Source organism: Rhodobacteraceae bacterium IMCC1335, assembly GCA_039640495.1.
GTDB lineage: Bacteria > Pseudomonadota > Alphaproteobacteria > Rhodobacterales > Rhodobacteraceae > Thalassovivens.
On the sequence record CP046864.1, the window covers coordinates 1,415,203 to 1,440,242 of the forward strand.

A 25,040-nucleotide genomic window follows, 5' to 3' on the forward strand; every position below is an offset into this window, starting at 1 on the left:
GTTCTTAAATAGCTAATTGCTAATAAAAACAATTCACTAAATTTATATATTGATCTTAACCTTGGATAGCTGAAATGTATTTTGAACTTGCGCCCATACCGGCCTCTGATTTGCCGCTTGATGCCGCCAAATCGCATTTGCTGCTGGGCTCGACCTTTGAAGACGCGGCTGTTCAAGAGTCTGTTTTGGCTGGGTTTCTGCGCGCCGCGCTATCCGTGATTGAGCGTCGATTATCGCTGGTGATGTTACAAAGGCAATTTGGCTATGACGCGTTTGAGGTTCCAGAAACGCAAATGCTCAGCTTGCCGCTATGGCCCGTGAAACAGCTTTTAAGCGTATCGCTTCATATGGCCCATAACGTGAGGCATCTGCCAAAGGAAGGCTTTGATTTACATCTCGAAAAGGGGCGCGCCGAGGTTCACGGTGGTTTTCCCAAATTGCTGAATGGTGGATTTTGTCGGATTAGCATAATGGCGGGCCAATATGTCAACTGGGCGGGTATCCCTGCAGATTTACAGCAAGCGGTGTTGTTATTGTGCAGCCATTATTATGAAAACCGTGATGAATCTGGGCTTGCCCAAAGCCCAATGCCGTTTGGAATTCTCAGCCTGCTCGAGCCGCACAAGCGGCCACGCCTTCGTGCAGGGCGGTTATTATGAGAAATCAGATCCCAAAACTATCGCATCTTTTGACATTGGAAGATTGCGTGAGCCTGCCTGATGGCGCGGGGGGCAGCCAAAAGAAATGGCAAAAATTGGGTGCACTTTGGGCACGGCTTGATGTCTCATCGCATCCGCGCAGCGCGTCACAGGCGGGGGTTTTACGCCGTATAAACTGGCAAATAACCTTGCGCGCGCTGCCTCCAAGCGCGAAGCTTTACCCCCATCCAGGCCGCCGGTTTCGCCTGAAAGACGCGCTATATCCCATTCATACCACTGTTCCATATGATGCCTCTGGGAAGTATCTTTTGTCGACATCGTTAACCTGGGTGGCAGAATGAGGCATGTTGATTTCGCCGCTGTTCAGGCTGGGGTTTTCGCACAAATCAGCGCTGACCCTGAGATCAAAGCCCTGATTGGTACGCATATATTTGATGGCGTTCCGCCGGGTGTGGTTCCAGATCTTTATCTGCTCATCGGCCCGGAGCTTGTGATTGATAAATCCGATTTTACACAATCTGGCAGCGAGCATCAGCTGCTGATTTCCGCGCTGTCTCGGGGGCATGGCTTCAAAGAGGCGAAACGGCTGGCTGGCTTTGTTGTGAACGCGTTGCACGCCAAACCGCCTAATTTAGACAAAGGGCGCGTGGTTTTCGTCCATTTTTCAAAGGCGAATGCTTGGCGTGACCCTCAGTTGGATGCCCGCCGTGTTGACGTCACTTTTCTGCTTCGTTGCGCGCAAGATGACGCTTTATAAAGGGATTTAAAAATGACTGCACAAGCTGGCAAAGCGCTATTGATCAAGGTCGATATGACCTCGGACGGGCAATTTGAAACCTTGGCCGGGCTGCGCGCCACGCGGCTAAGCTTTAATGCAGAAATGGTGGACGTCACCTCGCTTGACAGCCAGGGTGGCTGGCGGGAAATTTTGGCGGGAGCGGGCGTTAAAACGGCTTCGCTTACGGGCTCGGGCGTGTTCAAAGATGCCCATTCCGATATGCGCGTCCGGCAAATTTTTTTCGATGCGAAAACCCCGGATTTTCAAATTATCTTACCCGGATTTGGAACGCTGCAAGGGCCATTTCAGATCACCAGTTTGGATTATGCGGGCACGTATAACGCAGAGGCAACTTACGAGTTATCCCTGGCCTCTGCGGGCGCTTTAAGCTTTGCGGAGCTGTAGCATGGTGAATCCCCATCGCGGTGAGGTGGAATTGGTGATTGATGGGACACGGCATGTGTTACGGCTGTCGCTGGGCGCGCTGGCCGAGCTGGAAGATCGCCTTGAAGCAGAGGGTTTGGTGGATTTGATCCAGCGCTTTGAGACGGGTGCGTTTCGCAGCAAAGATGTTATGGATTTGCTGATTTGCGGTTTACGCGGCGCTGGCTGGACGGGCGGTTTCGGTGATTTGGCAGATGCGCATATTGAAGGGGGGCTTGTGACGGCCAGCGAAACCGCGGCGCGGCTTTTGGTGCTGGGGTTTGGAGATCCCGCAGACCACAGCGATGGCGCCAATGTTTGATTGGAGCGAACTCTTGCGGTTTGGGCTGTCTCATTTGCGCCTCTCTCCGTCCGAGTTTTGGCAGTTAACGCCAAAAGAGCTGTCTTTGATGGCGTGTCCGCGCAGCCCGCAGGCGCAGCTTGGCCAGCGCGAGTTGCAAACTTTATTAGAACAATATCCCGACGCGCAGAAAGCCTCTGATAATGACATATAATGCCAAAGGAAACACGGCTGGCTTTGCTGCGCCTCAGGGTGAAAAAGCGCTGAGCGATACGCAAGATGCAGCTGCGTCTTTCAGGCGTGAATTACAGCGCTTAAGGCATAGTTTTTCAGATACCCAAAGCGGCGCAGCTGGGCTTCAACGATCGCTCAGCCAGGGGTTGAGACATGCTTTGGATGGTGCTGTGCGAAATGGCGAACAGTTCAGCGATGTGATCGGGCATATTCGCAAATCGTTAATCGACGCCACATTTAACGCCGCAGTCAAACCCGTAACGGCGCATTTGGCAAGCTCATTGGTGAACAATGCTCAATCTGTTTTGGGCGCCTTTTCACCGATTTCAGGCGGCGCCGGCTTTACCAATACGCGGGTCATGCCATTCGCAGATGGTGGTATTGTGTCTTCGCCCACCTATTTTCCCATGCGCGGTGGATTAGGGTTGGCCGGAGAGGCAGGTCCAGAGGCTATTTTGCCGCTTGCCCGCGGCAAAGATGGGCGTCTTGGTATCAAAGGGCAGGGTGGATTTTCTGCACCGGTCCACGTTTCGATACATATAACAACCCCGGATGTTGAAGGGTTTCGCCGCACCCAATCGCAAATTTCTGCACAAATTGGGCAGGTGATTTCGCGCGCTCAACGCAACCGGTAAAAAAGGGCAGAAGTCTATGTCATTTCATGAAGTGCAATTTCCCACCACGATCAGCTTTGGCTCATTTGGAGGCCCCGAACGGCGTACCGAAATCGTCACGCTGAGCAATGGTTATGAGGAACGGAGCACGCCTTGGGCCCATTCAAAACGGCGCTACGATGCGGGTTTGGGGATGCGATCGCTTGATGATATCGCCGATTTAATCGCGTTTTTTGAAGCCCGCGCCGGGTGTCTACACGGGTTCCGTTGGAAAGATTGGGGTGATTTCAAATCTTGCCTGCCCAGTCAGGAAATCGGGTTTAATGACCAAGTAATCGGGATCGGTGACGGGCAACAGCGGGAATTTGCCTTATCAAAATCTTATATTTCTGGCGAGGGCCGCTATGCGCGCCCCATTTGCAAACCTGTAATCGGATCGGTTGTGGCCGCCATTCAAGGCGAGCCGCAATTTGAAACGCGGCATTTTGAATTGGACTCGAGCAGCGGCCTTTTGAAATTTCTTACTCCGCCCGCCTCCGGTTTGGATGTAACAGCGGGGTTCGAATTTGATGTGCCCGTGCGCTTTGACACAGATATAATAGAAACCAGCCTGGCACATTTTGAGGCGGGCGAATTGCCGCGCGTGCCAGTTATTGAGCTGCGCCTATGACGCAGCCACCGCTTTATCAGGCCTTGCAGCAGGGCCTCACCAGTATTTGCAGAGCTTGGGCAATCACAAGACGCGACGGGGTGCGGTTTGGCTTTACCGATCACGATCGACCGCTCTTTTTTGCAGGGTTGGAATTTCGCGCCGAAAGCGGCTTGTCAGCGATGAACCTATCCCAAACGACAGGGCTGTCGGTTGATAATACCGAAGCCTTGGGGGTCTTATGGGATGACGGGGTGAGCGAAGCGGATATTGCGGCCGGCAAGTTTGATGAAGCCAAAGTAGAGGCATGGCTGGTGAATTGGGCCAACCCAGAGCAAATTCAGCTGGAATTCTCGGGGCTGATTGGCGAGATTCAACGCAAAGGGGGCGCGTTTCAGGCCGAATTACGCGGCCTGACCGCTTTGTTGAACAAGCCTGTGGCGCGGGTCTACAGCGCCAGTTGTAGCGCGCTTCTGGGGGATCAAGCCTGCGGTTTTGATTTGACAACGCCGGGGTTCGTGACTTCGGTGGCGTTATCGCGCGTCACCGAGCAGGGCGCGTTAGAGCTGTTTGATCTGCCCGCATTTGACGATGGGTGTTTCGAACATGGCACGCTGAAGGCTGTCAACGGCAAAGCGCGGGGCTATCAGGGCTTGGTGAAGCGCGATCAGCGTTTAAACGCGCATCGTTTGATCGAGCTTTGGGAGCCGCCAAGCCTTGGCTTTGAGCAGGGCGATCTTCTCGAGCTTACCATGGGCTGCGATAAACGCTTTGAAACCTGCCGGGTAAAATTTGACAATGCGCTTAATTTCCGTGGCTTTCCCGATATTCCCTCAAGCGATTGGCTGCTTATTAATCCCGCCCAGCACGCCGTATCGGATCACGGCAGCCGCAGATGATGTCAAAGCCCGATATGATTGTATCTGCGGCGCGTGCCTGGCTGGGCACCCCCTTTCATCATCAAGCCTCGTGCCGCGGTGTTGGCGCAGATTGCTTGGGGCTGATCCGAGGGGTCTGGCGGGCGCAAATTGGCGCAGAGCCTGCTCCAATTCCGCCCTATTCGCCGGCTTGGGGCACCTTGCAACCCCAAGAATTGCTTTGGCAAAATTTGCAAAAATATTTTTTGAGCATGACGCTTGAAATGCAACCAGATGGCCGTTTGCAAAACGGAGCTGTGATCCCGGATGGCAGCCTTTTGTTGTTTCGCCTGATCGCGAAAGGGGCCGCCAATCATTTGGGTATTGCCGCGCAGCGTGCCGGCCGGCCAAGCTTCATTCATGCCTGCCATGTGAAAGGGGTCTGCGAAGTCGATTTAACGTTTAAATGGCGCCGCCGCGCGGTGGCGATCTTTCGTTTCCCACAGCGAGGTTTTTAATGGCAACGTTGGTTTTGGCTGGCCTTGGGGCTGGCATTGGCAGTTCGGTCGGGGGCAGCTTTTTAGGGTTTTCAATGACCAGTGTTGGCCGCTTTGCCGGCGCGGTCATTGGGCGTAGCCTTGATGCGGCCGTGCTAGGGCAGGGCTCTGAGCCGGTTGAGAGGGGGCGGCTTGAACGGGCGCAAATCACGCAAAGTGGTGAAGGCCTGCCGATCGCGCATGTCTTTGGGCGCACGCGCGTTGGCGGACAGGTGATTTGGGCCTCGCAGTTCTATGAAAATAAACTGGTAACACATGGGCAAGTGGCCAGTAAAAGCCGCCCTGCCAGCCCAGATGTGATTGAATATCAGTATTCGGTGAGCCTTGCGATTGCGCTCTGCTGGGGTGAGATCACGCATATCGCGCAAATTTGGGCGGATGGGGTGCAGATATCGCCCGAAAAGCTGTCGATGCAGGTTTATAAAGGCTCTGAAACCCAAAGGCCTGATCCTGTTTTGGAAGCGATCGAAGGTATAGGTCAAGTGCCGGCCTATCGCGGCCTTGCCTATGTTGTATTTGAAAACCTATCACTGGCGCCTTTCGGCAATCGGGTGCCTCAATTCAGTTTTGAAATTTGCCGTCCGGCGCAGATCACCACAAAAACACCGGCCGAGCCCGCGGCGTTGATCAGGGGCGTCTCGCTCATTCCGGGAACCGGCGAATATGCTCTGGCGCGTTCATCGGTCCATTATCCACAAGGGTTAGGCCAGAACCGCAGCGCCAATGAAAACACCCCCTCAGGGCTTTCTGATTTTCAAACGTCGCTCACGATGTTGGAACAAGAGCTGCCAAAATGCAAAGCCGTATCTCTTGTGGTCAGCTGGTTTGGCAGCGATCTACGCTGTGCTCACTGCCGCTTGCGCCCCAAGGTTGAACAAGCCGTACATGATGGCGCGCCGATGCCTTGGCAGGTCTCGGGTCTGGCGCGCGCGCAAGCCGCGCAGATCCCGCTGCGCCAGGGTCGCTCTGTATATGGCGGTACACCTGCAGATGCGTCGGTTGTTGAGGCGATTGAGGCGCTGAAAGAGGCCGATCAAGCGGTGATGTTTTATCCGTTTATTCTGATGGATCAGGGGCCTGATAATATGTTGCCGGATCCCTATTCTGATCAAACAGGACAAGCTGCCTATCCATGGCGAGGCCGCATCACGCTGTCAAAAGCCCCCAGCCAACCCGGTAGCCCGGATCGTAGTCCGGGTGCGGTGGAAGAAATTGCAGCCTTTTTCGGACAGGCACAGGCGGCTGATTTTACCGTGTCGCAGGATGCAGTAGGCTATAGCGGGCCCGCCGATGATTGGGGTTATAATCGGTTCATTTTGCATTATGCCGCCCTGTGCGCGCGCGCGGGCGGGGTCTCTGCTTTTTGCATCGGGTCTGAAATGCGCGGCCTGAGCGCGGTGCGAGATCAATCAGATGGGTTTGTGGTTGTCGCGCATTTACAGGATCTGGCGCAACAGGTGCGCCGGCTTTTGGGCCCCGAGGTAAAGCTGGGCTATGCCGCAGATTGGAGCGAATATTTTGGTTATCGCCCGGCAGAGGCCGACGGTGATATGATTTTCCATCTTGATCCGCTTTGGTCGAGTTCCGACATAGATTTCATCGGGATCGATAATTACATGCCCCTGTCGGATTGGCGGGACGGCATAGCGCATAAAGATGCGGCATGGGGGAGTTTGTACGATCTGGCCTATTTGACCTCTAATATCGCGGGTGGAGAAGGGTATGATTGGTATTATCCCTCAAGCGAGGCTCGAAACGTGCAATCGCGCAAGCCGATCGAAGATACGGCCTATGATGAGGCTTGGATTTGGCGCTACAAAGATCTGAAAAACTGGTGGTCGCAGAAACATTATAACCGGATCAACGGCCTGCGCAGCACAGAGCCCACCCAGTGGCAGCCCAAATCAAAGCCGATTTGGTTTACCGAATTGGGGGTTGCTGCGGTTGATAAAGCGACCAATCAGCCAAATGTGTTCTTTGACCCAAAATCATCAGAATCCGCTTTGCCTTATTTTTCAGTGGGCCAGCGGGATGATTATATTCAGATGCAATATTTGAGGGCAATGCATTTATATTGGGTAAAGCCCGAGCATAATCCAGAATCTGATGTCTATGCTGGGCGGATGTTGGATTGCTCACGGATGTTCGTGTGGACCTGGGATGCGCGGCCCTTCCCCTATTTTCCCGCTGCAGAGGATCTCTGGGCAGATGGAGAGAATTACGCGCGGGGGCATTGGATCACAGGGCGGGTGTCGGGGGTGTCTTTGGCGGCGGTGGTGGCCGAAATCTGCGAGCGCTCTGGCTTGTTTGATTATGATGTATCGGATCTGCATGGTTATGTGCGCGGTTATAAAACCAATGGAGAGGAAAGCGCGCGCGGGCTGTTACAGCCTTTGGCGCTGCATTTTGGCTTTGACGCGGTTGAGCAGCAGGGCGTTGTTCGGTTTTTGCAGCGTGGGGCCGGGCTGGAGCGGCCACTTGATCTTGCAAGCTTGGTTGACAGTAAAGAGCTAGAAGCCCCGATTGAATGACGCCGGGATGGCGTTACAGAACGGGTGGGGCGCCTTCAACAAAGCTTTGCTTTGGCCGAAGGGGTTTATGATGTGGTTAGCGAAGAGGTTCAGCTTGCCTCAGATTCGGATCTGAGTGTGTCGCAAATCGAAACAGGGCTGGTGTTAACCCGTGCTGAGGCCCGCCAGGCGATGCAGCGCTGGCTTGTCGAGGCGCGTTTGGCAAAAGATACCATCCGATTTGCCTTGCCCCCTTCGCAGCGCCAGATCGGCGCGGGAGACAGGGTTCGAGTTAAGGCAGCTGGGCGCTCTGACAGTTATCGGATTGACCGGGTAGAGTTGGGGAGTTTTCAAACTTTGACGGCGGTGCGCAGCGATGCCAAATTGTATCAACCGCAGCCCTATCAGGCAGATCGCCTGCGCCTTGATCGCTTTGTACCCCCGCTGCCGGTCTTTGCAACTTTTCTTGATTTGCCATCGCTGAGCGGTGATGAGCAACCCCAAGCCCCTTATGTGGCGGTCTCGGCACAGCCATGGCCCGGGCGGGTTGCGGTATATGCATCCGATAGCTTAGACGATTACGCTTTGGCGCAGGTGATCACGCGGCAAAGTTATATTGGACGGTTATGCTCGCCCTTGCCGGCAGGGCCTTTGGGTTTGATCGATATGGGCACGCAGCTTCTGGTTGAAATGCCAAACCTGCAATTAAGCTCGATAAAACTTCAGGCCTTTTTGGCTGGGCGTAACAAAATGGCGATTGGCGATGGATCTGCTGGCAATTGGGAAATCGTACAATTTCAATTTGCTGCGCTTCGAGAGCGCGGGGTTTATCAACTATCCGGACTGTTGCGCGGATTACATGGCAGCGATGCGATCATGCCCGCTGAATGGCCAAGTGGCAGCTTGCTTGTGACGCTTGATCAGGCGCCGCCCCAGATTTGGGCTTTACCCATCCAAAGGGGAATAGAGCGTCATTTTCGCATCGGCCCCGCTGCAAAGCCATTAGATGATCCTATTTTTCAGAGCGCCTCACAGGTGTTTCTCAACAATCTGTCAAGGCCCTACCGCCCCTGCCATTTGCAACTACGTATCAAAGCCGAGGCAATTGAATTTGCGTGGCTGCGCCGCGGCCGCGTTGACGCGGATATGTGGCATGAGGGTGATATTCCGCTTGCCGAAGCCGCAGAGCGCTACCGCGTTCGCATTTTGGCACAAAGCGAGGTTCTGCGCGAGGCCTATCCCGAGCGACCAGTTTGGACCTATGAAAATGCGTGGTATATTTCTGATTTAAAAGCAAACAATATGAATGGGTTGAGATTTGAGGTCGCCCAATTATCCGATCGTTTCGGGCCGGGCCCCAGCGCCTATATGATAATTTCAGAAAACCTTGAAATTAGGGCTTAGGGGGTTTTGCGGTTCGTTTGATCTTTGCGAGGCTAATTATTCTGTATTAGGCGTTCAAAAATGAATATTATATACCCATCCTTAAGTATTGCTTTTGACTTGCTTTGGTTGACGCTGTGGATTAGGTTTATAGTTAAGGCTTAGGTTAACGGGAGATGCCGCATGAGGGATCCAAAACACCATCTTGCCAAGCTCGATCCGGTTTGGGAGCGTATTCGACAAGAAGCAGAGCAGTCAATTGAGCGCGAAGCGCTTCTGGGCGGCTTCATGCATCAGATAATTTTGCAGCATCCAGACATTGAATCTGCGCTGTCTCATAGTATGGCCCAAAAGCTGGCATCGGCACAGATGTCTGAACAGGCGCTGCATGATATATGTGCGCTGGCCTATGCGAATGAGCCAGAATTGGCCTTGGCCGCGCGGGCGGATATTATGGCAACCTATGACAGAGATCCGGCCTGTCACAGATATATGCAACCACTGCTCTACTTCAAAGGCTTTCAGGCTGTGCAAGCCTATCGCGTTGCGCATTATCTGTGGAAAGATGGCCGGATTGATCTGGCCTATGTTATGCAATCTCGAACATCCGAAGTGTTCGGGATCGATATCCACCCGAACGCCAGAATTGGAAAAGGTCTGATGATCGACCATGCGCATTCGGTCGTGATAGGGGAAACGGCGGTGGTGGGCGATAATGTCTCAATGCTGCATGCCGTTACTTTGGGCGGGACCGGCAAGGAAGAGCAGGATCGGCATCCGAAGATTGATGATGGGGTGTTGATTGGCGCCGGTGCGAAAGTGCTTGGCAATATTCACGTTGGGCGTTGCTCGCGCATCGCCGCAGGGTCGGTCGTTCTGGATAATGTTCCCGAAAAATCTACCGTTGCCGGCGTGCCTGCGAAAGTAGTTGGCACCGCTGGTTGCAGCACGCCCTCAATATCGATGGATCAATTGCTTTCGGGCGAGGCGAGCCTGGACTGATAGTGAAAAACCTAAGGGTTTGATGGCCTATATGTTTGAAATGTAAAAAGCCCCGACTGACTAAGCGGGGCTTTTTACATAGGACGCGAGTCTGCGCGGAACTTAGGCCAGCATCGCCATTGGGTTTTCAAGGTTTTTGACGATTATATTTAAAAGTTCGGCGCCCAAAGCCCCATCGATCACCCGGTGATCCACCGATAATGTCAAGGACATCACGGTTGCAATGCCCAACTCGCCCGATGCAGTTACCACGGGCTTTTTCTTGCCCGCGCCCACAGCTAAGATCGCGCCATGGGGGGGATTGATCACGGCATCAAAATTATCGATGCCAAACATTCCAAGGTTTGAAATTGCAAAGCTGCCCCCCTGATACTCATCCGGGGCCAATTTTCGCCCCTTTGCGCGTGTTGCGAGATCTTTCATCTCGGTGCTGAGCACGGAGAGGCTTTTTTGATCTGCATCTTTCAGCACGGGTGTGATCAGCCCTCCATCGATGGCCACAGCCACCGCAATATCAGCAGGGGTGAATTGCAATATACGATCGCCGGCCCAAATGGCATTGGCGGTTGGCACCGTCGTTAGGGCCAGCGCGCAGGCTTTTATCACAAAATCATTCACCGATAATTTTACGTCACGTTCTGCAAGCGCGGCGTTCATCTCACCGCGAAAGCCGAGCAAATTATCAAGCATAACATCGCGGCGAAGATAGAAATGGGGAACCGTTTGCTTGGCTTCGGTTAATCTGGCTGCGATTGTTTTGCGCATGCGATCCAATGAGATTTCTTCATAGGCGCGCCCAGCATATAGCTTGGCAATCGTTTCAAAATTAGCCGATTGGGGCGCAGGGGCGGCGCCGCTTGTGCTTGCCGCGCCGGCCAAAGACGCCGCCGGGCGTTCGACAGACACAGCATTTGCCGCCGCTTTGATATCAGCTTTTACAATCCGTCCACGCGGCCCGCTACCCGATAGTTTGGTTAAATCAACATCGTTCTGCGCTGCCAATTTGCGCGCCAAGGGCGTTGCAAAAACGCGTGCGCCCTCTGCCGCCTTTTTTGGTGCGGCGCGCGGCGTCGATTCGGGGGAAGAGGCGAGCGTTGCGGACTTTGCTGGGCTTGATGTGACTGCTTCGGCGGCCGGGGCAGGGCTTGCAGGCGCACTGGGCGCCGCTGCGACCTCTGAGGAGGATTCGCCATCTTCCAGTAAAACGGCAATCGCGCTATTCACGGCCACATTTTCAGTGCCTTCCGCGACCAAAAGTTTGCCAATGATGCCTTCGTCAACTGCTTCAAACTCCATCGTGGCTTTGTCAGTTTCGATTTCAGCCAGCAAATCTCCCGAGGCAACAGCATCGCCCTCTTTTACCAACCATTTGGCAAGCGTGCCTTCTTCCATCGTCGGAGACAGCGCTGGCATCAAAATTTCTATAGGCATGATCCGATCTCCTTAGCGGTAGGTAACAGAATGAACGGCGGCGATAACCTCATCGGTGGTGATCAGGGCATGACGCTCCAAGTTTGCGGCATATGGCATCGGCACATCTTTGCCGGTGCAATTGATCACAGGCGCGTCCAGATAGTCAAAGGCGCGCTGCATAATCACGGCGGAAAGATGGTTGCCAATCGCTCCAACGGGGAAGCCTTCTTCCACCGTGACGCAGCGGTTGGTTTTTTGAACCGAGGCCAATACCGTATCGTAATCGATCGGCCGCAAGCTGCGCAGATCAATCACTTCGGCGCTTATACCCTGCTCTGCCAGTTTATCAGCCGCCTCTAAAGCGTATTGCATGCCGATGCCAAAGCTCACGATGGTAACATCTGTGCCTTCGCGCCAGACTCGGGCTTTGCCGAATGGAACGGTGAAATCTTCTATGTCGGGCACGTCGAAACTGCGGCCATATAAGATTTCATTTTCCAAGAATATCACCGGATTGTTATCGCGAATGGCGCTTTTCAGCAGGCCCTTAGCATCCGAAGCCGAATAGGGCATGGCCACTTTAAGCCCAGGAATATGCGCATACCAGGCTGCGTAATCTTGGCTATGCTGCGCGCCAACGCGCGCCGCCGCACCATTGGGGCCACGAAACACCATCGGTGCCCCCATTTGACCGCCCGACATGTACAAGGTTTTCGCCGCAGAATTGATGATTTGATCCATTGCCTGCATGGCAAAATTGAACGTCATGAACTCAACGATTGGCCGAAGCCCGCCAAAGGCTGCACCGACCGCTATGCCTGCAAACCCGTGTTCGGTGATCGGCGTGTCGATCACGCGCTTTTCTCCAAACTCGTCAAGCAGGCCCTGTGAAATTTTATAGGCCCCTTGATATTCGCCTACTTCTTCGCCCATCAAAAATACCTTTTGATCTTGCCGCATTTCTTCGGCCATCGCGTCGCGCAAAGCCTCGCGCACCGTTTGTTGTTTCAGCTTTGCGCCTTCGGGCCAAACGGGCGCGGTATTCGGAGCCAGCGCGGCCGTTGCCGCTTTTGCCGGCGCGGCTGACGCTGGCGCCTCTGCCTGCGAAGGGGCAGGCGGCGCGGCGCTGGGCTGTGCTGCAGCGGGTTCGCCTTCGGCAAGTATAGTGGCAATCGGGCTGTTCACTTTTACGTTTTCGCTGCCCTCTGCCACGATAATTTGCCCAATTATACCTTCGTCAACGGCCTCAAATTCCATTGTTGCCTTATCGGTCTCAATTTCTGCAATGATATCGCCAGCGGCCACAACATCACCTTCTTTGACCATCCACTTTGCCAATGTACCCTCTTCCATTGTGGGGGAAAGGGCGGGCATAAGAATTTTAATTGCCATCATAAATCTCCTTATGCTTTAGGCGTAGATATCCGTCCAAAGCTCGTCCAAATCGGGCTCTGGGCTGGTTTTTGCAAATTCGGCGGATGCATTGACGATGTCTTTGACGTCTTTATCGATCGCCTTTAGCGCCTCTTCTGTGGTGTGTTTGCCCGTTAACAACAGGCTGCGCACAGATTCGATTGCATCGCGCTCTTCGCGCATTTTCTGAACCTCTTCGCGGGTGCGGTATTTGGCCGGATCCGACATGGAATGGCCGCGATAGCGATAGGTTTTGATTTCTAAGATATATGGGCCTTTGCCGCTGCGGCAATGCGCAACCGCTTTCTCGCCGGCGGCTTTCACTTCTAATACATCCATCCCATCCACAGCTTGGCCCTTGATGCCAAAAGCCTCACCGCGGGTGTATAGATCCGGTGTTGAGGTCGAACGCTGTTGCGCCGTTCCCATAGCATATTGGTTGTTTTCGATCACAAAGATCACCGGTAACTCCCAAAGTGCCGCCATATTGAAGGTTTCGTAAATCTGCCCTTGGTTCGCCGCGCCATCGCCAAAATAGGCAAATGTAACGCGTCCATTACCAAGATATTTATCCGCAAAGGCTAAGCCTGCCCCCAGCGGCACTTGCGCCCCAACGATGCCATGCCCGCCGTAAAAATGCTTTTCTTTGCTGAACATATGCATAGAGCCGCCCTTGCCTTTGGAATAGCCACCGCTACGCCCGGTTAACTCGGCCATAACTCCGTTCGGATCCATGCCGGCGGCAAGCATATGGCCGTGATCGCGATAAGACGTAATGCGTTTATCCCCCTCTTCGGCAGCAGCTTCGAGCCCAACAACCACGGCTTCTTGACCAATATAGAGGTGACAAAACCCGCCTATCAGGCCCATGCCGTAAAGTTGCCCTGCTTTTTCTTCGAACCGCCGTATCAGCAGCATGTCTTTGTAATAGCCCAAAAGTTCTTCGGGTGAGATATTGGGTTTAGCTGCCGCTTTTCGTGCCGCCATGTCGCGCCTCCGAGTAAATTAGTTTAATGTTAAACCATTTCTTACAGTAAAACAAAAAGAGTTGCGAGTAAAATCTTTTTACGGGCGTATTTACGGGGTTTTGGTTAAAGAAACTCTAGTTGATAACTAGTTCTGAGCTGCGGACATAGCCTAAAATTTCTCGCACACGCTCGTCTAGAAGATCGATATCAAGATATTCGTCCGACAAGCGTTGCGTGAGGTTTTCCATCTGTTCGACCTCGGTGTTTAACCGCATCAATTCGCTGTTTAAATTGTCCGAAAAGCTGGTGATTTCGGCGCGGCGCAATACGCCATATTCGCCTTGAATGGCTGCAAAGGCAAAATAACTGCCCAAACCAGTGGCCAGCGAAACCACAGCCAAGAGGCCCCAACCGGAATATGTTCTTGTTTGCGTCATACCTGCCTGTCATGCCCATATGTTTGGGCTTATGCAAAGTATGACACAGGTGATTCGCCTTGTGAATCCCCAAAGTTACTTTTGACGAGATTTTTGTTACCCAGGGCGCCAAGGCGCTTATCCAAAAGCTGGGTTTGCCGCTGTTTTCATCGAAGGCTCGTGTCTTCTCCTGCGACAGAGGCCTCGTATATTTCCTGAATTGAATGCGAGAGCCTTTGGTTGAATTCAGCATCGGTCTGAGATGCCGACAGGCCCTCCAGCAGCGCCCGCGAAAAGCTTGCGATCATCCCTGCATTTTGGCGTAGGCGTTGATTGGCGATGGGGCGAGTGTAACCGCCGGAAAGCGCCACCACTCGCAGAACATTTTGATGCGCGATCAAGGGCGCATAGCGATTGTTCACTTCTGGCAGGGTCAGTTTCAAAATAACAGATTGGTTGCTGTTTAATCGATCCAGTTGGGTTAGAATTTCGTCGCATAACAGTGTTTCTGACGCGGCTTTATCTGCGCTTTGAATATTAATTTCAGGTTCAATGATTGGGATCAAACCATAGCCAAGGATCGTTTGTGCGATGTCAAATTGCTGCGCGACAATTGCGGCAATGCCGTTTGCGTCCGCAGAATGGATCACAGAGCGCATTTTGGTGCCAAAAATCCCTGCATCTGTCGCGCGCTTCAGCAGGGCTTCTAACTCCGGTATCGGCTTTAAGGTTTGCACGCCGTTCTGCGCCTCTTCCAAGCCCTTATCAATTTTGAGAAACGGCACCACGTTGCGCGTGTTCCATAAATAATCAGCAACGCTGATCTCTCCCACCTGTCGCATCATGGTGTCTTCAAATAAGATAGCCCCAATGATTTTGCGTCCATCAAATGCGGGCGCGGTCATTAGCCTGCAGCGCATGTCGTGGATCAGGGTGAACATTTCCGCATCGGAATGGTAGGCGTTGGTTGAAATTCCGTATTCAGCAAGCGCTTTGGGCGAAGAGCCACCGCTTTGATCGAGCGCAGCGATAAAACCCTGCCCTCTGGAAATTTGGTCCATTTGCGTAAGAGTGCTCAATGCGCCATCCTTTTTTCAAAATGCGTTGTTCTGCCCGTTTAATTCGCAGATCGGCCAACACCTTCTATCTTAGGGAAAGGTGGCAGCGCAAATATGATAACGCTAACATTTTGAAAAATGAGTTTTTTTTTAACAAAAGGAGTGTCTGATAGGGATGCTCGTTTAATTTTGCGCAAGCGCAGCAACGCCGGGCAGTGTTTTACCTTCCATCCATTCCAAGAAAGCGCCCCCTGCTGTTGAAATATAGCTGAAATCTTGTGCAGCGCCAGCTTTGTTCAAGGCAGCAACGGTGTCTCCTCCGCCGGCCACCGAGATCAGCTTGCCAGCTGCGCTCAGCCCTGCGGCTTTGCGCGCTGCGGCTTTGGTTGCGCTATCGAAAGGCTCTAATTCAAAGGCGCCCAGGGGGCCATTCCAAACCAAGGTTTTGGCTGCGTCGAATACGGATGCGATGGTGTCAACCGTATCGGGCCCGGCATCTAAGATCATCGCGTCTTTTGGGCAGGCCTCTGCGGGCAAGGTTTCATGGGGGGCATGGGCTGCAAAGGTGCGGGCGACCACAATATCCGACGGCAAGATGATTTCGCAACCGGCGGCTTTGGCTCTCGCCAGAATGTTTTGCGCTGTATCTGTCATTTCATGTTCGGCCAAAGATGTACCGATTGCATGGCCTTGAGCGGCTAGAAACGTGTTGGCCATCCCCCCCCCGATCACCAATTGATCCACTTTAGTGACCAAATTGCCCAAAAGATCTAGCTTGGTTGAAACTTTAGCGCCGCCCACCACGGCCACAACTGGGCGTTGCGGTGCGCCCAAAGCCGCCTCTAGGGCTTGTAGCTCAGCTTGCATCAAACGTCCTGCGCAGGCTGGAAGATGGCGGGCAAGACCTTCGGTGCTGGCATGCGCGCGATGCGCCGCCGAAAACGCATCATTGCAAAAGATATCCCCCAATATGGCCAGTGAGGCGGCAAATTTTGCAGAATTGGCTTCTTCATCTGCGTAAAAGCGGGTGTTCTCTAACAAAAGAATTTGTCCTTCCCGCAGCGCCGCGCTGGCGGCTTCGGCTTTGGCTCCGATTGTGGCATCCGCCCAAATTATCGGTTGTCCAAGTGCGGTTTCCAATGCGGGGATCAGCTGCTTAAGGCTCAGCGTGGGGCTGGCAGTGCCTTTAGGCCGGCCAAAATGCGCCATTAAAATGGGCATGCCCTTAGCCGCCAATATATCTTTCACGGTTGGAATAATTTTTTCGATTCGCGTCGCGTCGGTGACTTTGCCTGCCTTCATCGGAACGTTGATATCGACGCGCAGAAGCACCTTTTTACCCGATATGTCCATATTATCTATGGTTTTCCAGCCCATCTATTTCCCGCTTTCTTTCACTAAATTGATTCGATTCAAGCACTGTATAAATGATCTGACGCGCGGTGCACCTTGTTCCCCAAAGGAATCCAGCATAGGAAGCTGCACCAGTTATCAGAAAGGATCGATCATGGCCGAGAAAAAGGCACCTAAAGCGAAGGCGAAACCGGCGGCAAAAAAGCCTGCTGCAAAGAAAACAGCGGCAAAATCTAGCCCCTATAAAGATCCTGAAAATACAATCTTGATTGAATTGAAATCAGGAACCGTTGTGATTGAGCTTTTGCCCGATATTGCGCCCGGACATTGCGATCGGATGAAAGAATTGGCGCGCAGCGGCGCTTATGACAATGTGTGCTTTCATCGCGTGATTGATGGATTTATGGCGCAAACAGGAGATGTTAAAAATGGCAATATGGAAGCCGATTTTGATCTGCGGATGGCGGGAACGGGCGGTTCTGAACTGCCCAATTTGAAAGCTGAATTTTCGGGCATTCCGCATGATCGGGGCACGATCGGGGCCGCGCGCAGCGCCAATCCTGATAGCGCCAACAGTCAGTTTTTCATTAATTTCGGCGATAATCACTTTTTGAACCGGCAATATACTGTCTATGGGCGCGTGTTGACCGGAATGGAGTTGGTGGATGAGATCGAGCGTGGGGAACCGCCAATGACTCCGGATCGTATGATTAGCATGAAAGTTGCAGCTGATGTTTAAACTGAGCGCGTTATTTGCCGTTCTAAGCGGGCCGGCCTTGGCGGCAGGTTTGGTGATTGAAGTCGCAGGCGAACAAAGTAAGGGAACAGTTACCATTGATTTGTTTGAACAGATCGCCCCGCAACATGTTGAGCGCCTCACCACGCTGGCAAGTGCGGGTGCCTATGATGACGTGGTGTTTCACCGCGTGATCGAAGGGTTTATGGCGCAAACCGGGGATGTGGAATTCGGAAAAGCCGGGGGCAATATCTCCATGGCAGGGCGGGGCGGGTCTGAGTTACCAGATCTGCCAGCAGAATTTTCCGATACGCCCTATGATCGCGGGGTAATTGGAATGGCGCGTGCGCAGAACCCCAACAGCGCCAATAGCCAGTTTTTTATCATGTTTGCCGAAGGATATTTTCTGAATGGGCAATATACAGTGGTGGGCAAAGTCACTGACGGAATGGATGTGGTGGATGCGATCAAGCTGGGCAAAGGCGCCAATGGCGCGGTTTTGGGCATACCCGACCGTATGTCTAAAGTGACAGTTACCGATTAAAGCCGCCCTTTTTTGAACATCAAAACGCGCCTTGGGCTTAGCATTTGCCAGAGGCGCGTTTTATGTCACCAATTGCACCAATGCATGGCGTTTTTTACCAGCGCTCAGCTTGATTGGGCTGCCAAATGCAGCCGCATCCAGCATTAGACCAGCATCGGTGAGCGGCTTATCATCCAGTTTGGCGCCATTTTCTGCGATCAAACGTTTGGCTTCTTTGCCCGATTTTGCCAATCCTGCTTTGACGATCAGCTGAACAATCGAAATTCCAGCGCCCAGATCTTCTGCGGTTAAATTTACGGTTGGTAAATCATCGCCAATACCGCCTTTTTCAAACACTTCACGCGCCGTGATTTGGGCTTTCTCGGCGGCATCTGCGCCGTGCAACAGCTTGGTTACTTCATGCGCTAAAACGGCTTTTGCTTCATTGATCTCAGAGCCTTCCAGCGCGCCCAGCCTCTCACATTCCTCGACTGGTAGCTCTGTGTAAAGTTTTAAAAATCGCCCCACATCCGCATCTGTGGTGTTGCGCCAAAATTGCCAAAACTCATAAGGGCTGCGCATATCTGCATTCAGCCAAACTGCCCCATCGAGAGATTTGCCCATTTTCTTTCCATCTGAGGTGGTCAGAAGCGGTGAGGTTAAGCCAAACACCGCGTTGTCAACCACGCGGCGCGTCAGATCGATGCCATTGACGATATTGCCCCACTGATCCGATCCCCCCATCTGCAGCAGGCACCCATAGCGCTGGTTGAGCTCCAGAAAATCATAGGCTTGGAGGATCATATAATTGAACTCAAGAAAGGAAAGTGATTGCTCACGATCCAGCCGTGATTTGACGCTTTCAAAACTGAGCATGCGGTTCACCGAAAAATGGCGCCCGATATCTCGCAGAAATCCCAAATAGTTCAATTCATCCAACCATTCAGCATTATTGATCATCAGCGCATCGGAAGGCCCATCACCATATGTGATATAAGAGGAAAACGCGTTTTTGATACCGGCGATATTTTCGTCAATCTTGGCGGGTGTCAGCAACGGGCGCTCATCCGCCCGAAAGCTGGGATCGCCCACTTTCGTTGTGCCCCCACCCATCAGCGTAATCGGGCGCCCACCGGTTTTTTGCAACCAGCGCAGCATCATAATTTGAATGAGACTGCCCACATGCAACGATTGGGCGGTCGCATCAAAGCCGATATATCCGGGCATCCCGCCCGCCAGTAAGGCTTTGTCTAAGCCCTCATAATCCGTGCAATCGGCCAAAAATCCGCGAGACATCATGATATCAAGAAAATCAGATTTGGGTTGAAAGCTCATGGCTGGCCTCACATAATTATTTTGAAGCGCTTCTATACTGCGGAAGTAGGGCAAGGAAAAGGGACCTTCGTGGAAAAGCTTATAACGGCGGTTGGCGCGATGTCTGGCACATCTTTGGATGGGGTGGATGTGGCGGAAATCACCACGGATGGTCAGAAAATCGCCTCGTTTGGGGCCAGTGCCTATCACCCCTACAGCGCAGCTGATCATGATATTTTGTCTTCGGTGCTTGGGAAGTGGCCCGAGGCGCAGGGGCTAGAGGCGGCGCGCGGGCTTATTCATCAACGGCATTTAGAGGCCTATCAGATGCTTGATGCGGCTGACCTATATGGGTTTCATGGGCAAACTCTAGCCCATGATCCAGGGGGAAGGGGAACCCACCAATTGGGCGATGGGCAGGTTTTGGCGCAAAGGCTTGGCAAGCCCGTTGCTTGGGATTTTCGAAGCAAGGATGTGGCGCTGGGCGGGCAGGGCGCGCCTTTGGCCCCGTTTTTTCATTTTGCCTGCGCGCAATGGGCGGGTTTGGACGCGCCAGTGGCGTTTTTAAACTTGGGCGGTGTCGGCAATTTGACATGGCTTGATCCCCGCTGCGCGGCACCGGAAGAAAAAGCCGCCCTGCTTGCCTTTGATACGGGTCCTGCCAATGCCCCGCTGAACGACCTTATGCGGTATCGTTTGGGGCATCCCGTCGATCAAGAGGGGCGCTTGGCCGCCACGGGGCAGGTTGATTCAAAATTGTTGTCACGCTGGAAAATGCATCCTTATTTTTCTCAAAATGTGCCAAAATCCTTGGATCGCAACGCGTTTTTGGCAGAGCTTGCAGACCTTGCAGATTTGTCTTTGCCAGATGCTTTGGCCACCGCGGTGGGCTTTGCCGCATTTGGCGTGGCCGAAGCGGTTGAGCGCTGCCCAATTGCGCCCGCTGCGCTTTACCTTTGCGGGGGTGGCCGCCATAATCTGGCGCTTTGTGATGCGATCCGCGCGCAAGTCGCCTGTCCTGTACAGCCTGTGGAAGCGATTGGTCTGAACGGAGATATGTTGGAGGCCCAGGCCTTTGCGTATTTGGCGGTGCGGGTGTTACGGGGTCTGCCCATTTCTGCTCCAATGACAACCGGGGTGTCTCAGCCTATCTCGGGGGGGCGCATCGCTGATCTTAATTTTTAAGCAGAAAGATTAAAATATTTCATGCAGGCTTTGAACAAAACGGGCTGAAGATCCCAGAAGTGGCAGGTCAAAAAACAGCATAGACTTTGCCCGTTTATTTGCCTAAAAGCGGCCTACGTTAGCGCTAACAATTGTTTTATTTGATGGTCGCTAATAGCCGGTTATAAAAGCACAGCGAAAAGAGGTGCCTACATGGTTTCACGCGTTATTCCCGTTGATCCGTTTGATTTGGTGATATTTGGTGGCACAGGTGATCTAGCAAAACGAAAAATTATTCCGGGTTTGTTTCGGCGTTTTGCGGCGGGTCAAATCCCGGCCGAGGCCCGCATTATTGGCGCGGCGCGGGCCAGTTTGGATACGCCGGCTTATCGGGCGCTGCTGCGGGATGCGATTCTTGAATTTGGAGTCAAAAATCCAGATGCAGATGTTTTAGCGGAGTTTTTAGACCGCTTTGATTATGTTGCAATCGACGCGATGGGGGAGGCTGGCTGGGAAGATCTGGCGAAGAAAATGCGACCCGATACGGTGCGTGCGTTTTACTTTTCGGTTGCACCAAGCTTGTTTGGCGCCTTGGCCGAACGGTTGCACAAGCGCGGCATCGCCCTTTCGGATAGTCGGATCGTGGTCGAAAAGCCGTTTGGCCGTGATTTGGAAAGCTCGCAACAGCTGAACGCCACATTGTCAGAACATTTCACCGAAACGCAGATCTATCGTATCGATCATTATTTGGGCAAAGAAACCGTGCAAAATTTGATGGCGATCCGCTTTGGAAATATGCTGTTTGAGCCTCTCTGGAATGCGCAATATGTGGATCATATTCAAATCACTGTCGCTGAAACCGTCGGCGTGGGAGGGCGCGGCGAATATTATGATAAATCTGGCGCGATGCGCGATATGGTGCAAAACCATTTGATGCAGCTGCTATGCTTGATCGCGATGGAACCGCCCGCACAATTCAATCCCGATGCGGTGCGCGATGAAAAGCTGAAGGTGATCAGAGCCTTGGACGCCGTACCAGCGCATCATATCGTGCGGGGGCAATATGCCAGCCCAGACGGTCAAGAAACCTATCGCCAAGATGTGAATAATCCGCGCTCTTTCAGCGAAAGCTTTTTGGCTTTGAAAACCCATATCGGGAATTGGCGTTGGGCCGGTACCCCCTTTTATTTGCGCACGGGCAAACGCTTGCGCGCCCGCAGTTCGGAAATTGCTGTGGTTTTCAAAGAGACGCCACATTCTATTTTTGGCCCAGAAGCGGGCAGCCATCGCAACGCGTTGGTGATTCGCCTGCAACCGGATGAAGGCATCACAATGGATGTTACGATCAAAGAGCCGGGCCCAGGCGGCATGCGCTTGGTTGACGTTCCGTTGGATATGACCTTTGCCGAGGCGTTGGGCCCTGAGGCCGAAGAAGTGCCAGATGCGTATGAGCGCTTGATCATGGATGTTATTCGGGGCAATCAAACGCTGTTCATGCGCGGGGATGAAGTGGAGGCGGCTTGGCAATGGACCGATCCGATCATTGAAGATTGGGAAAAGCGCAATGATGTGCCCAAACCCTATGAAAGTGGCAGTTCCGGCCCCGAGGATGCGCTGATGCTGATGCATCGTGATGGCCGCAAATGGCGGGATATAAAATGACCTACCAGTTCGAAGAATACCCCACGCGCGCGGCGCTGATCGAAAAGCTTAGTCAGGCCTTGATCGCCGATTTACGCAAGGCGCTGTCCAGCCAATCGACGATTAGTTTTGCGGTTCCGGGCGGCACCACACCTGGGCCAATTTTTGACCAACTCTGCCAAAGCGATCTGGACTGGGCGCGGGTGAATATTTTACTGAGCGATGAACGTTGGGTGCCCAGCGATAGCCCGCGCTCGAATACCGCCTTATTGCGCAACCGTTTGCTGGTGGGCCCGGTTGAGGCAGCCAGCTATGTGCCGCTTTACGCCGATTATGCAACGCCGGAAGACGCCATGGAGCCTTTGTCGCACCAGCTTAAAGCCTGTTTGCCACTGTCGGTTTTGCTGCTTGGAATGGGGGCGGATATGCATACGGCCTCGCTGTTTCCGGGCGGCGATCAACTGTCCTTTGCGCTGGGCGATAGCGCGCCGCCTTTGGTCGCGATGCGCGCGCCGGATGCGCCTGAGCCTCGGGTCACCCTCTCTGCCGCGGTTTTAAATGCCGCCCGATATAAGCATTTGGTTATTTTTGGGGCTGAGAAACGCCAAGCTTTAGAACAGGCGCAAAGCTTGCCTGCGCAAGAGGCGCCGATTATGGCCGTACTTGCCGGCACCACAGTGCATTGGGCCGACTGACAAGCGTAGCGCCAGGCAAAAGCGAGAGGATAAGGATGTTTGATGCGTTAAAGCGCCATTGGGATGCGCAGAAACAACAGCCCATTATGGCGCTTTTTGAGGCCAAAAACCGGGCAGAGCAATTTTCAGTTCAGGCCGATGATTTGCTGTTGGATTACTCCAAAACCCAAATCGATGCGCTTGCGCGCAAAGGCCTGCTGGATTTGGCGCAAGCGCGCGGATTAAAAGAGCGCCGCTCAGACATGTTTCAGGGCGCTGCGCTCAATGAAACCGAAGGACGGGCCGTGTTGCACAGCGCCTTGCGCAATTTAGATGGGCCAGATGTCTTTGTGAATGGCCGTAACGTGATGCCCGATGTGCAAGAGGCGTTGCAGCGGATGACCCGTTTTGCCGAAGATCTGAGGAGCGGGCAATTTCAGGGGCCTGGCGGGCCAATCACCGATATAGTCAATATTGGGATCGGAGGGTCAGATTTGGGCCCTGCCATGGCTTGTTTGGCCTTGGCGCCCTATCATGATGGCCCCAAATGCCATTTTGTTTCAAATGTTGATGGTGCCCATTTGCATGATATTGTGCAAAATCTGGACCCAAAGCGCAGTTTATTTATCATAGCGTCAAAAACCTTCACCACGATTGAAACCATGACCAATGCGCAAACTGCGAAAGCGTGGTTGGCCCAGCATGTGACGGATCCGGGGGCGCAATTCGTGGCGCTTTCCACCGCGCAAGAAAAAACCAAAGCTTTTGGGATTGCCGCCGAACGGGTGTTTGGCTTTGCCGATTGGGTTGGTGGGCGCTATTCGCTTTGGGGCCCTATTGGGCTGAGTTTAATGTTGGCGATTGGCCCAAATGCGTTTCGCGAGTTTTTGCGCGGTGCGCAATCTATGGACCGGCATTTTTGCACCGCAGAGCTATCGCAAAATATGCCAGTCATGCTCGCGCTTGTGGGATTGTGGCATCATCAGGTTTGCGGCTTTGCCACCCGCGCCGTGCTGCCCTATGAACAGCGCTTGAGCCGTTTGCCTGCCTATCTGCAGCAGCTCGAAATGGAAAGCAATGGCAAGCGCGTTGATATGAACGGTCATGATTTGCCATATCCTTCAGGTCCGGTTGTCTGGGGTGAACCTGGCACCAATGGCCAGCACGCTTTTTATCAACTGATTCACCAAGGCACGGCGGTTGTGCCGTGTGAATTTATGGTTGCGCGGGAAGGCCATGAAGCATCGCTTGACACGCATCATCGGCTGTTAATCGCCAATTGCTTGGCCCAGTCAGAGGCCTTGATGCGCGGGCGCACATTAGAACAGGCCCGCCAATTGATGATAGCGCAGGGGCTAAGCGGCCATGAATTAGAGCGGCAGGCGCGGCATCGCGTTTTTCCCGGCAACCGTCCTTCAACTACGCTCATCTATCCACGGCTTAGCCCGTTTGTTTTGGGGCAGATTATTGCTCTTTATGAACATCGCGTATTTGCCGAGGGGGTTATTTTGGGTATCAACAGTTTTGATCAATGGGGGGTCGAGCTGGGAAAAGAACTAGCCCGCGATATGGAGCAGTTATTAGTTGCCGCTGCGCCGATTGCGCATAAAGATGGCTCAACTCAGCAATTGCTACGGCATATTCGAAGAGCACATAAATAAAAAGCCTGTGTTGATAAGCCCGCTTTACTGGAGGCTTTGTTTTTCAATCGATGCCCCATTTTTTTTCAAGCGCTTCGATGGCCGTAATCCGATCTGAAGTTTTGGGATGGCTCATCAGCCATGCGGGAAGGCTGCCGATCTGGCCGGTCAGTTCTTCCAATTTCAGAAATAATGTTTTTTGAGCTTCCGTTCCCAAGCCTGACTTTACCATTAGCGCCGCGGCATATTCATCGGCCTCATATTCATCGCCGCGCGACAAACGCGCCATGAGCAGGTTTGCAACCAAACCGGCAATCCAAGGGCCAATCCACGGTATAAACCGCCCGAGCACCATGCCCAAGGCGGCTCTTACGGCATTTTGCCCGGAAAAATCGATCATACGCCTGCGCGCATGACCCAGCGCAACATGGCCAAGCTCATGGGCGATCACCGAGGCCAGCTCTTCTCCGCTGACATCGCCCGCCTTATATTTATTGTAAAACCCGCGGGTGATAAAAATCCGTCCATCCGGCGCTGCCAAACCATTGATCGGGTCGATCTCATAGATTTGAACGCTCAACTTTGGAAGATCCAGCGCTTTTGCCATGCGTTGTAACAAAGGGCTCAGCGCAGGATCCATTAAGGTAACAGATTGCCGATCCAAGGTTCTCGCAGTGCGCCAGGCCGAAAACTTATACATCACAAGCCCATAGATCAGGGCCAGAAGGATAGGAGAAAATCGCAACATATCTGTGATATG

The 25,040-nt window shown here is 53.1% G+C and carries 25 protein-coding genes and 1 pseudogene; 18 read left to right on the forward strand and 8 right to left on the reverse strand.

Features of this window, described 5'->3' with window-relative positions; genetic code table 11:
• Positions 1 to 74: 74 nt before the first annotated feature.
• The 12 genes and pseudogenes from GN241_06750 to cysE all read left to right on the forward strand — a co-directional run bounded on the left by GN241_06750 (position 75) and on the right by cysE (position 9,967).
• Positions 75 to 659 carry a hypothetical protein gene (locus tag GN241_06750; protein ID XAT57089.1) on the forward strand — a complete coding sequence of 195 codons (585 nt, stop codon included), beginning with the start codon at positions 75 to 77 and terminating at the stop codon, positions 657 to 659.
• A complete protein-coding gene (locus tag GN241_06755) occupies positions 656 to 1,000 on the forward strand; it encodes a head-tail adaptor protein (protein ID XAT57090.1) in 345 nt (114 codons plus the stop codon). The genes GN241_06750 and GN241_06755 overlap by 4 nt, the downstream gene beginning before the upstream one ends.
• On the forward strand, positions 997 to 1,416 hold the full coding sequence (locus tag GN241_06760) for a DUF3168 domain-containing protein (protein ID XAT57091.1): 420 nt from the start codon (positions 997 to 999) through the stop codon (positions 1,414 to 1,416). The genes GN241_06755 and GN241_06760 overlap by 4 nt, the downstream gene beginning before the upstream one ends.
• A 12-nt stretch (positions 1,417 to 1,428) precedes the next feature.
• Positions 1,429 to 1,842, forward strand: a complete 414-nt coding sequence (locus GN241_06765; GenBank protein ID XAT57092.1) for a phage major tail protein, TP901-1 family — start codon at positions 1,429 to 1,431, stop codon at positions 1,840 to 1,842.
• Position 1,843: 1 nt separating this feature from the next.
• Positions 1,844 to 2,182: a gene transfer agent family protein gene (locus tag GN241_06770; GenBank protein XAT57093.1), complete on the forward strand. Its 339-nt coding sequence runs from the start codon at positions 1,844 to 1,846 to the stop codon at positions 2,180 to 2,182.
• Positions 2,175 to 2,375, forward strand: a complete 201-nt coding sequence (locus GN241_06775; protein XAT57094.1) for a phage tail assembly chaperone — start codon at positions 2,175 to 2,177, stop codon at positions 2,373 to 2,375. Before GN241_06770 ends, GN241_06775 begins: the two co-directional genes overlap by 8 nt.
• The gene (locus GN241_06780; protein XAT57095.1) at positions 2,365 to 3,030 is read left to right on the forward strand and encodes a phage tail tape measure protein; all 666 of its coding nucleotides are present in this window, start codon (positions 2,365 to 2,367) and stop codon (positions 3,028 to 3,030) included. The genes GN241_06775 and GN241_06780 overlap by 11 nt, the downstream gene beginning before the upstream one ends.
• Positions 3,031 to 3,046: 16 nt before the next feature.
• Positions 3,047 to 3,679 carry a TIGR02217 family protein gene (locus GN241_06785; protein ID XAT57096.1) on the forward strand — a complete coding sequence of 211 codons (633 nt, stop codon included), beginning with the start codon at positions 3,047 to 3,049 and terminating at the stop codon, positions 3,677 to 3,679.
• Entirely contained in the window at positions 3,676 to 4,557 is an 882-nt protein-coding gene (locus GN241_06790; GenBank protein ID XAT57097.1) for a DUF2163 domain-containing protein, read from the forward strand. Before GN241_06785 ends, GN241_06790 begins: the two co-directional genes overlap by 4 nt.
• On the forward strand, positions 4,557 to 5,033 hold the full coding sequence (locus tag GN241_06795; GenBank protein ID XAT59207.1) for a peptidase: 477 nt from the start codon (positions 4,557 to 4,559) through the stop codon (positions 5,031 to 5,033). Before GN241_06790 ends, GN241_06795 begins: the two co-directional genes overlap by 1 nt.
• Positions 5,033 to 8,986, forward strand: a pseudogene (locus GN241_06800) (host specificity protein). Before GN241_06795 ends, GN241_06800 begins: the two are co-directional and overlap by 1 nt.
• 162 nt (positions 8,987 to 9,148) lie before the next feature.
• A complete protein-coding gene (cysE, locus tag GN241_06805) occupies positions 9,149 to 9,967 on the forward strand; it encodes a serine O-acetyltransferase (GenBank protein XAT57098.1) in 819 nt (272 codons plus the stop codon).
• 102 nt (positions 9,968 to 10,069) lie between these two features.
• On the opposite strand, the gene GN241_06810 is transcribed toward cysE, so the two are convergent.
• The 6 genes from GN241_06810 to pgk form a co-directional block, all read right to left on the reverse strand.
• Positions 10,070 to 11,398 carry a pyruvate dehydrogenase complex dihydrolipoamide acetyltransferase gene (locus GN241_06810; GenBank protein XAT57099.1) on the reverse strand — a complete coding sequence of 443 codons (1,329 nt, stop codon included), beginning with the start codon at positions 11,396 to 11,398 and terminating at the stop codon, positions 10,070 to 10,072.
• Between the two features lie 12 nt (positions 11,399 to 11,410).
• Positions 11,411 to 12,772 carry a pyruvate dehydrogenase complex E1 component subunit beta gene (locus tag GN241_06815; GenBank protein XAT57100.1) on the reverse strand — a complete coding sequence of 454 codons (1,362 nt, stop codon included), beginning with the start codon at positions 12,770 to 12,772 and terminating at the stop codon, positions 11,411 to 11,413.
• An 18-nt stretch (positions 12,773 to 12,790) separates the two neighbouring features.
• Positions 12,791 to 13,780, reverse strand: a complete 990-nt coding sequence (pdhA, locus tag GN241_06820) for a pyruvate dehydrogenase (acetyl-transferring) E1 component subunit alpha (GenBank protein XAT57101.1) — start codon at positions 13,778 to 13,780, stop codon at positions 12,791 to 12,793.
• Positions 13,781 to 13,895: 115 nt separating this feature from the next.
• Positions 13,896 to 14,198 (reverse strand): septum formation initiator family protein, encoded by a 303-nt coding sequence (locus GN241_06825; protein ID XAT57102.1) that lies wholly within the window; start codon positions 14,196 to 14,198, stop codon positions 13,896 to 13,898.
• Between the two features lie 146 nt (positions 14,199 to 14,344).
• Positions 14,345 to 15,256, reverse strand: coding sequence for a fructose bisphosphate aldolase (locus GN241_06830; GenBank protein ID XAT57103.1), 912 nt, complete (start codon positions 15,254 to 15,256; stop codon positions 14,345 to 14,347).
• 162 nt (positions 15,257 to 15,418) lie between these two features.
• Positions 15,419 to 16,612 (reverse strand): phosphoglycerate kinase, encoded by a 1,194-nt coding sequence (gene pgk / locus GN241_06835; protein ID XAT57104.1) that lies wholly within the window; start codon positions 16,610 to 16,612, stop codon positions 15,419 to 15,421.
• A gap of 130 nt (positions 16,613 to 16,742) precedes the next feature.
• Between pgk and GN241_06840 the strand changes: the two genes are divergently transcribed.
• Both GN241_06840 and GN241_06845 read left to right on the forward strand, forming a co-directional pair.
• Entirely contained in the window at positions 16,743 to 17,327 is a 585-nt protein-coding gene (locus GN241_06840; GenBank protein ID XAT57105.1) for a peptidylprolyl isomerase, read from the forward strand.
• Positions 17,320 to 17,868, forward strand: a complete 549-nt coding sequence (locus tag GN241_06845; GenBank protein XAT57106.1) for a peptidylprolyl isomerase — start codon at positions 17,320 to 17,322, stop codon at positions 17,866 to 17,868. Before GN241_06840 ends, GN241_06845 begins: the two co-directional genes overlap by 8 nt.
• A 60-nt stretch (positions 17,869 to 17,928) precedes the next feature.
• Here the strand turns inward: GN241_06845 and GN241_06850 are convergent, their stop codons facing one another.
• Positions 17,929 to 19,182, reverse strand: a complete 1,254-nt coding sequence (locus GN241_06850; protein XAT57107.1) for a tyrosine--tRNA ligase — start codon at positions 19,180 to 19,182, stop codon at positions 17,929 to 17,931.
• A 99-nt stretch (positions 19,183 to 19,281) separates the two neighbouring features.
• On the opposite strand from GN241_06850, the gene GN241_06855 reads away from it, so the two are divergent.
• The 4 genes from GN241_06855 (at position 19,282) to GN241_06870 (ending at position 24,301) form a co-directional block, all read left to right on the forward strand.
• On the forward strand, positions 19,282 to 20,346 hold the full coding sequence (locus GN241_06855) for an anhydro-N-acetylmuramic acid kinase (protein XAT59208.1): 1,065 nt from the start codon (positions 19,282 to 19,284) through the stop codon (positions 20,344 to 20,346).
• Positions 20,347 to 20,538: 192 nt separating this feature from the next.
• On the forward strand, positions 20,539 to 21,987 hold the full coding sequence (gene zwf, locus GN241_06860) for a glucose-6-phosphate dehydrogenase (GenBank protein ID XAT57108.1): 1,449 nt from the start codon (positions 20,539 to 20,541) through the stop codon (positions 21,985 to 21,987).
• The gene (pgl, locus tag GN241_06865; GenBank protein ID XAT57109.1) at positions 21,984 to 22,661 is read left to right on the forward strand and encodes a 6-phosphogluconolactonase; all 678 of its coding nucleotides are present in this window, start codon (positions 21,984 to 21,986) and stop codon (positions 22,659 to 22,661) included. The genes zwf and pgl overlap by 4 nt, the downstream gene beginning before the upstream one ends.
• Before the next feature lie 35 nt (positions 22,662 to 22,696).
• A complete protein-coding gene (locus GN241_06870; protein XAT57110.1) occupies positions 22,697 to 24,301 on the forward strand; it encodes a glucose-6-phosphate isomerase in 1,605 nt (534 codons plus the stop codon).
• Positions 24,302 to 24,344: 43 nt separating this feature from the next.
• On the opposite strand, the gene GN241_06875 is transcribed toward GN241_06870, so the two are convergent.
• Positions 24,345 to 25,028 (reverse strand): M48 family metalloprotease, encoded by a 684-nt coding sequence (locus GN241_06875; GenBank protein ID XAT57111.1) that lies wholly within the window; start codon positions 25,026 to 25,028, stop codon positions 24,345 to 24,347.
• Positions 25,029 to 25,040 lie beyond the last annotated feature (12 nt).

Excerpts from the sequence above, each read along its gene's own strand:
- GN241_06850 (XAT57107.1), bottom strand. The coding sequence starts at position 19,182 with ATGAGCTTTCAACCCAAATCTGATTTTCTTGATATCATGATGTCTCGC.
- GN241_06775 (XAT57094.1), top strand. The coding sequence starts at position 2,175 with ATGTTTGATTGGAGCGAACTCTTGCGGTTTGGGCTGTCTCATTTGCGC.
- GN241_06855 (XAT59208.1), top strand. The coding sequence starts at position 19,282 with ATGTCTGGCACATCTTTGGATGGGGTGGATGTGGCGGAAATCACCACG.
- GN241_06755 (XAT57090.1), top strand. The coding sequence starts at position 656 with ATGAGAAATCAGATCCCAAAACTATCGCATCTTTTGACATTGGAAGAT.
- GN241_06825 (XAT57102.1), bottom strand. The coding sequence starts at position 14,198 with ATGACGCAAACAAGAACATATTCCGGTTGGGGCCTCTTGGCTGTGGTT.
- GN241_06760 (XAT57091.1), top strand. The coding sequence starts at position 997 with ATGAGGCATGTTGATTTCGCCGCTGTTCAGGCTGGGGTTTTCGCACAA.
- GN241_06795 (XAT59207.1), top strand. The coding sequence starts at position 4,557 with ATGTCAAAGCCCGATATGATTGTATCTGCGGCGCGTGCCTGGCTGGGC.
- GN241_06790 (XAT57097.1), top strand. The coding sequence starts at position 3,676 with ATGACGCAGCCACCGCTTTATCAGGCCTTGCAGCAGGGCCTCACCAGT.
- GN241_06780 (XAT57095.1), top strand. The coding sequence starts at position 2,365 with ATGACATATAATGCCAAAGGAAACACGGCTGGCTTTGCTGCGCCTCAG.
- GN241_06765 (XAT57092.1), top strand. The coding sequence starts at position 1,429 with ATGACTGCACAAGCTGGCAAAGCGCTATTGATCAAGGTCGATATGACC.
- GN241_06810 (XAT57099.1), bottom strand. The coding sequence starts at position 11,398 with ATGCCTATAGAAATTTTGATGCCAGCGCTGTCTCCGACGATGGAAGAA.
- GN241_06840 (XAT57105.1), top strand. The coding sequence starts at position 16,743 with ATGGCCGAGAAAAAGGCACCTAAAGCGAAGGCGAAACCGGCGGCAAAA.
- GN241_06785 (XAT57096.1), top strand. The coding sequence starts at position 3,047 with ATGTCATTTCATGAAGTGCAATTTCCCACCACGATCAGCTTTGGCTCA.
- GN241_06750 (XAT57089.1), top strand. The coding sequence starts at position 75 with ATGTATTTTGAACTTGCGCCCATACCGGCCTCTGATTTGCCGCTTGAT.
- GN241_06845 (XAT57106.1), top strand. The coding sequence starts at position 17,320 with ATGTTTAAACTGAGCGCGTTATTTGCCGTTCTAAGCGGGCCGGCCTTG.
- pgl (XAT57109.1), top strand. The coding sequence starts at position 21,984 with ATGACCTACCAGTTCGAAGAATACCCCACGCGCGCGGCGCTGATCGAA.
- GN241_06870 (XAT57110.1), top strand. The coding sequence starts at position 22,697 with ATGTTTGATGCGTTAAAGCGCCATTGGGATGCGCAGAAACAACAGCCC.
- pdhA (XAT57101.1), bottom strand. The coding sequence starts at position 13,780 with ATGGCGGCACGAAAAGCGGCAGCTAAACCCAATATCTCACCCGAAGAA.
- zwf (XAT57108.1), top strand. The coding sequence starts at position 20,539 with ATGGTTTCACGCGTTATTCCCGTTGATCCGTTTGATTTGGTGATATTT.
- GN241_06815 (XAT57100.1), bottom strand. The coding sequence starts at position 12,772 with ATGGCAATTAAAATTCTTATGCCCGCCCTTTCCCCCACAATGGAAGAG.
- GN241_06770 (XAT57093.1), top strand. The coding sequence starts at position 1,844 with ATGGTGAATCCCCATCGCGGTGAGGTGGAATTGGTGATTGATGGGACA.
- cysE (XAT57098.1), top strand. The coding sequence starts at position 9,149 with ATGAGGGATCCAAAACACCATCTTGCCAAGCTCGATCCGGTTTGGGAG.
- pgk (XAT57104.1), bottom strand. The coding sequence starts at position 16,612 with ATGGGCTGGAAAACCATAGATAATATGGACATATCGGGTAAAAAGGTG.
- GN241_06875 (XAT57111.1), bottom strand. The coding sequence starts at position 25,028 with ATGTTGCGATTTTCTCCTATCCTTCTGGCCCTGATCTATGGGCTTGTG.